This is a genomic window from Okeania sp. SIO2F4 (genome assembly GCF_010672385.1).
Classification (GTDB): Bacteria; Cyanobacteriota; Cyanobacteriia; order Cyanobacteriales; family Microcoleaceae; genus Trichodesmium.
In genome coordinates, this window is sequence record NZ_JAAHGT010000672.1 from 1 (window position 1) to 5,444 (window position 5,444).

The 5,444-nt window shown below is 34.3% G+C and carries 3 protein-coding genes; all 3 read left to right on the top strand.

All coding sequences use genetic code 11. The features are described 5' to 3' along the window. The first annotated feature begins 80 nt into the window (after positions 1-80). The 3 genes from F6K22_RS30145 (at position 81) to F6K22_RS30155 (ending at position 5,439) form a co-directional block, all read left to right on the top strand. Positions 81-263, top strand: coding sequence for a hypothetical protein (locus tag F6K22_RS30145; protein WP_293106684.1), 183 nt, complete (start codon positions 81-83; stop codon positions 261-263). Between the two features lie 450 nt (positions 264-713). Beyond that, complete coding sequence (locus F6K22_RS30150; RefSeq protein WP_293106686.1) at positions 714-2,615, top strand: serine/threonine-protein kinase; 1,902 nt, start codon at positions 714-716, stop codon at positions 2,613-2,615. Positions 2,616-3,498: 883 nt separating this feature from the next. Next, positions 3,499-5,439 (top strand): serine/threonine-protein kinase, encoded by a 1,941-nt coding sequence (locus tag F6K22_RS30155; RefSeq protein WP_293106689.1) that lies wholly within the window; start codon positions 3,499-3,501, stop codon positions 5,437-5,439. Positions 5,440-5,444 lie beyond the last annotated feature (5 nt).

A 5,444-nucleotide genomic window follows, 5' to 3' on the forward strand; every position in this document is an offset into this window, starting at 1 on the left:
ATAATTAGCAGATTGAAGAACAGAAACGTGGTTTTCAATCTGCTAATTATTATTTAGATTCAGAACCAATTAGAGACGATGTGATTACTCTGATAAAATTATTATCACTTGCTCAAAATCTTGGAAAAGTAGGAACGTCTTCAGATACTTATCCTCAACAGCGTCAAGATTTTTTCAAATATTCAGTTAGTGATTTTGGCAGAGTTAGAAACGGCTTTAACCGAAATTCTCCTGCTGCAGCTACAAACGTTTCTAATCCCTAATCATTAACATTAATTATTCCTTGCTTTGGGAAAATTCGTTCTCTGAGTAAATCAGAATTCTCCATATTGAACAAATAAATACCAGGAGTTATACGGTCAAAAATATCAGAGTAGTTTTGATAAATTTCACCCAATATCTCAGTCAGTCTTATTCATTATTTTGAATTGACTCAACAACTCTTATTTTTTTTCTATAGATATTTTTCTTTGTGTAATATTTTCGTACTATTCAAACATTTTTTCAAACTCTACAAAATCATTTCAAAAGATCCATAAAAGGCCAAGCAATTCTGTAGGATAAAGATTATCATCACTCTATCAAAAAAACAGAAAAATTAATTTATGCTTAATTTCAGCCAATCCTGACAAAAACTATTATATAGTAAGGAAAAAACTTGCAAAAATCCTGCAAATATAATAAATATAATCGTTAGCTAAAAACCTATCGGCATGAGTTATTGCCTCAACCCCAACTGTCAAATTCCCCAAAACCCAGACTTCAATAAATATTGCCAAAATTGCGGTGCAAAACTATTACTTAAAGACCGCTATCGCGCCTTAAACCTAATTGGTCAAGGAGGTTTTGGTAGAACATTTTTAGCTATCGACGAAGACAAACCCTCCAGACCCTACTGCGTCATTAAACAATTTTTTCCCGCTGCACAAGGCACAAATAATATTAACAAAGCTGCCGAATTATTTGAAAAAGAAGCTACGAGGTTAGACCAGTTGGGCAAACATTCCCAAATCCCCGAACTCATGGCCCATTTTACTCAAGATGGGCGACAATATTTAGTACAAGAATTTATCCCTGGACAAAACTTAGCTGAAGCGCTGAAAATTGAAACACCCTACAAGGAAGAGGAAATTAGGGGTTTACTGAAAAATTTACTACCAGTGGTGGGGTTTATTCATTCTCATAATGTTATTCACCGCGACATCAAACCAGAAAATATTATTCGCCGTCAAAATAGCGATCGCCAGTTAGTATTGGTAGACTTTGGTGCTGCTAAATATGCTCTGGGTACTGCACTTCTCAAAACAGGTACAACTATTGGCACTCCTGAATATACTGCTCCCGAACAAAACCGAGGCAAGGCAGTATTTGCCAGCGACTTATATAGTTTGGGGGTGACTTGCTTGCATCTATTAACAAAAGTTTCCCCATTTGAATTATTTGATGTGGGTGAGGGAACGTGGGTATGGCGACGTTATTTACAGAATAATTCTGTGAGCGAAAAGTTGGGTGATGTTTTGGATAAACTGGTGGAAAATGCGGTCAACCGTCGTTATCAGTCTGTTGATGAAGTTATGAAAACTTTAAATGCAGACGCTCAAGTTAATTTGACTCTTATTCAAGATAAAACTGCTCTCCAAACACCAGAAGTTACGCCTGCACCTTTACCGAGTCAAACTTGGAAATGTCTACATACTCTCATCGGTCATCAAAAATGGGTTTGCTCTGTTGCTTTTAGTAAGGATGAGAAAATTGTAGCAAGTGGGAGCGAGGATGAAACTATTAAGTTGTGGGAAGTAGATAGTGGTACAGAAATATTGACTATGCGCGGACATTCCGGTTATGTCAACTCTGTTGCTTTTAGTCCGGATGGGAAAATATTAGCTAGTGGGAGTGATGACAAAACTATTAGACTCTGGGAAATTAAGACGGGAAAACTTCTTTGCATTCTCGGTGACTGGGGTCGGGGAGAATATTTTGGTCATTCTGGAGCAGTTACGGCGATCGCTTTTCACCCAGACGGCAAAACTTTAGCTAGTGCGAGTAAAGATAAAAGTGTGAAAGTTTGGCGACTAGGGGATGATATTTATGATGCTAACTTTGGGAAAGTAATGATGACTTTGAGCGGACATTCACGACCAGTGCGGGCGATCGCTTTTAGTCCAGACGGCAAAACTTTGGCGAGTGGTAGTGAAGATAATACGATTAAAATATGGGATTTAAGTTTAGGTAATACTGTTAAAAACCTATGTAATTATTATCAGGGAATACATTATATTTATGCAGTTGCTTTTAGTCCTGATGGTAAAGTTTTAGCTAGTGGCGATCGCGATAAAAATATTAAAATTTGGCAAATAGACAGCGGTGAAATATTACAAACTTTAGAGGGACATTCAAGGGATGTTTATACAGTAGCTTTTAGTCCTCAAGGAGATATTATTGCGAGTGGTAGTGAGGATGGAACTATTAAAATTTGGGATAGGAAAACTGGTCAGCAGATAGAAAATTTAGAAGGTCATTCAAAATATGTTAATTCTGTTACTTTTTCTAGAGACGGAAAGAGTTTAGCTAGTGGTAGTAGTGATAATACTATTAAAATTTGGCGACAGGAGTAATCAATTCAAAAGTCAAAAGTCAAAAGTTAAAAGTTAGAAGTTAAAAATTAGAGAAATTCCTATGTAAATCAAGTTCTTAATAAAGGCGTAGGGTGGGTACGGAACATACCGAAGATTAAGCACTATAGCTGTCTTAATTTTTGCTTGTGCATTCACCTTCTTAAGAAATAAATTTTTTAGGAATAAGAAAAAAAAGAGTATTTTACTTGTTGTATAAATACCTTTTCATTAGAGTTTATCTATATAGATAAAAATTCTCATGCTGGTGAGTTAGAAAGTTCTAAGTTTGAGGTAATAGCTTAAGTACCTAGTCATAATTACAATTAATTTTGAAGTGTAGGAGTGCCTAGGGTTTTTGTCTCTAAAACCTTACTACAAACCCCTACAGCATTCAGTCAGGGTTTTAGCAAATTTACTTGCTGCAATTATTATACTTTTAATTTTGTCTACCTACTTAACTGGGATGATAAAATTCAGAAAAAAAGTGTATTTAAAAAAGTAGATAAACGCTATAAATCAAAAATTTAGGCAGTGCTAAATAAGTAATGATAGATAGTAGGAAACAGGAAACAAAGAATACCAGATTCACCCAATAGTTCCGATCTACTTATTATTTGAAGAGTACCTAAATTTAATCTTTATGTAGAGTGTGAAACGGCAGGGATAATTTCATAAAATTACCAACTAAAATTGCCATCTAACCTCACCTAGATAAAATAGCTAATATTGGATACTCAGTCGCCATTTTTAAACGTATTTTTTTTATATATCAATCCTAAATCATTCGTGAGAATTTCACTTTTCTCTATTTGGATAACTCACAATTAAAATTAAGATTGCTATAAGTACTTTACAGCAATAAATTATCAGGCGTGCTGAGAAAATGTTACTAACTACTAAAGCAACAAATACAATGTTAGCACCAAGAAAAAATCTGATTTGCTGCCTTAAAGAAAACTGCCCAAATCCCAATAACCTATCTGATACAAGAATCTGTCTAAGTTGTAATTCTATGTTAATACTAAAAGACCGCTATAGAGCCATCAAAATGATTGGTCAAGGAGGCTTCAGCAAAACTTATTTAGCAGTAGATGAAGACAAACCCTCTAAACCACCATGTGTTATTAAACAGTTTTATTTTATTTCACAAAATGACGCAGATATAAAAAAAGCCGTCCAACTATTTGAACAAGAAGCAGAAAGATTAGATACTTTAGGAAAACATCCTCAAATAGCTGAACTATTAGCGAACTTACATGATGATTATTGTCAATATTTAGTACAAGAATTTATCCCCGGAAAAAACTTAGCTCAAATTTTAGAAACAGAAGGAAAATTCTCAGAATACCAGATTAGAGAACTATTAAATAGCCTTTTACCAGTCCTAGAGTTTATTCACTCTCACCAAATTATTCATCGGGATATTAAACCAGAAAATATTATTCGTCGTTTACAATCGAATTCTGCCTATAAAACTGGATTTAGAAATCAATTAGTATTAGTAGATTTTGGTGCAGCAAAGGAGTTAACAGGTACAGCATTATTAAGAACAGGCACAATTATCGGAACTCCTGAATATGTTGCTCCAGAACAACTCAAAGGTAGAGCAAATTTTGCCAGCGATCTATATAGTTTAGGAGTAACTTGTATTTATTTACTGACCAATGTTTCCCCATTTAAACTATTTGATACTGGAGAAAATAAATGGGTATGGCGTGATTATTTAGTTGATAATCCTGTCAGTGAACAACTGGGAAATATTTTGGATAAATTAATTGCTGAAGCGACAAACAAACGTTATCAATGTGCAGCAGATGTTTTAAAAGATTTGAATTATGGGAAATTACCACTCCCACCTCCACCTCCACCAAATTTACTCAAAATTTCACAGCAAAAAATTTCTCTCAAAGATACTACTCATGTACCAGGATTATATCTTCATTCTTGGGGAAAACCTCAAACTATTTCCGGTCATTTAAGTTCAGTTTCATCTGTTGCTATTAGTCCGGATAATCAAATGTTTGCTAGTGGTAGTTTTGACCAAACAGTTAAATTATGGAAATTATCTACAGGAGAATTATTAGACTCTTTTATGGCATCTAATGTGGTTTTATCACTTGCTTTTAATCCTCAAAATAATGTCTTAGCAATTGGTAATGTTGGTGGGGTTATTAATATTTGGGATTTGGCTAAAAGTAGGATAAGTTGTAGTTTATCTAGACATTCTGATTCTATTGTTTCAATGCCAGTAGCATTTAGTCCGAATGGAGCATTTATTGCTAGTGGAAGTGACGACCGAACTATTAAAATTTGGCATCAAGAAAGTTGTCAACTTTTGTACAGTATTAAAAATTCACGGGGAATAAATGTGGTTGCTTTTAGTCCTGATGGAAAAATTCTTGCTAGTGGTAGTAGCGATAATATGATTAAATTTTGGGATGTAGAAACTGGTAAATTAATAAGTGAATTAATTGGGCATACTAGAGATATTAATACAATTGCTTTTCGTCCCGATGGTAAAGTTTTAGTGAGTGGTAGTAGCGATAGAACTATTAAATTATGGTCTGTGGAAAAATGTGAATTAATTCAAACAATTACCGGACATTCTGATTGGGTTAGGTCTGTAATTTGTTTGGATAAAAAAACGATGATTAGTGGTGGTGCGGATAAGAGGATTAAAGTTTGGAATATGGAAACTGGAGAAGTTATTGATACTTTAACCGGACATTCTAAGGATGTAAATTCTGTAGCGATTAGTGCTAATGATAATACTATTATGAGTGGTAGTAGTGACAATACTGTAAAAATTTGGCGCTGCGAGTAAAACAG

Excerpts from the sequence above, each read along its gene's own strand:
- F6K22_RS30150 (WP_293106686.1), top strand. The coding sequence starts at position 714 with ATGAGTTATTGCCTCAACCCCAACTGTCAAATTCCCCAAAACCCAGAC.
- F6K22_RS30155 (WP_293106689.1), top strand. The coding sequence starts at position 3,499 with ATGTTACTAACTACTAAAGCAACAAATACAATGTTAGCACCAAGAAAA.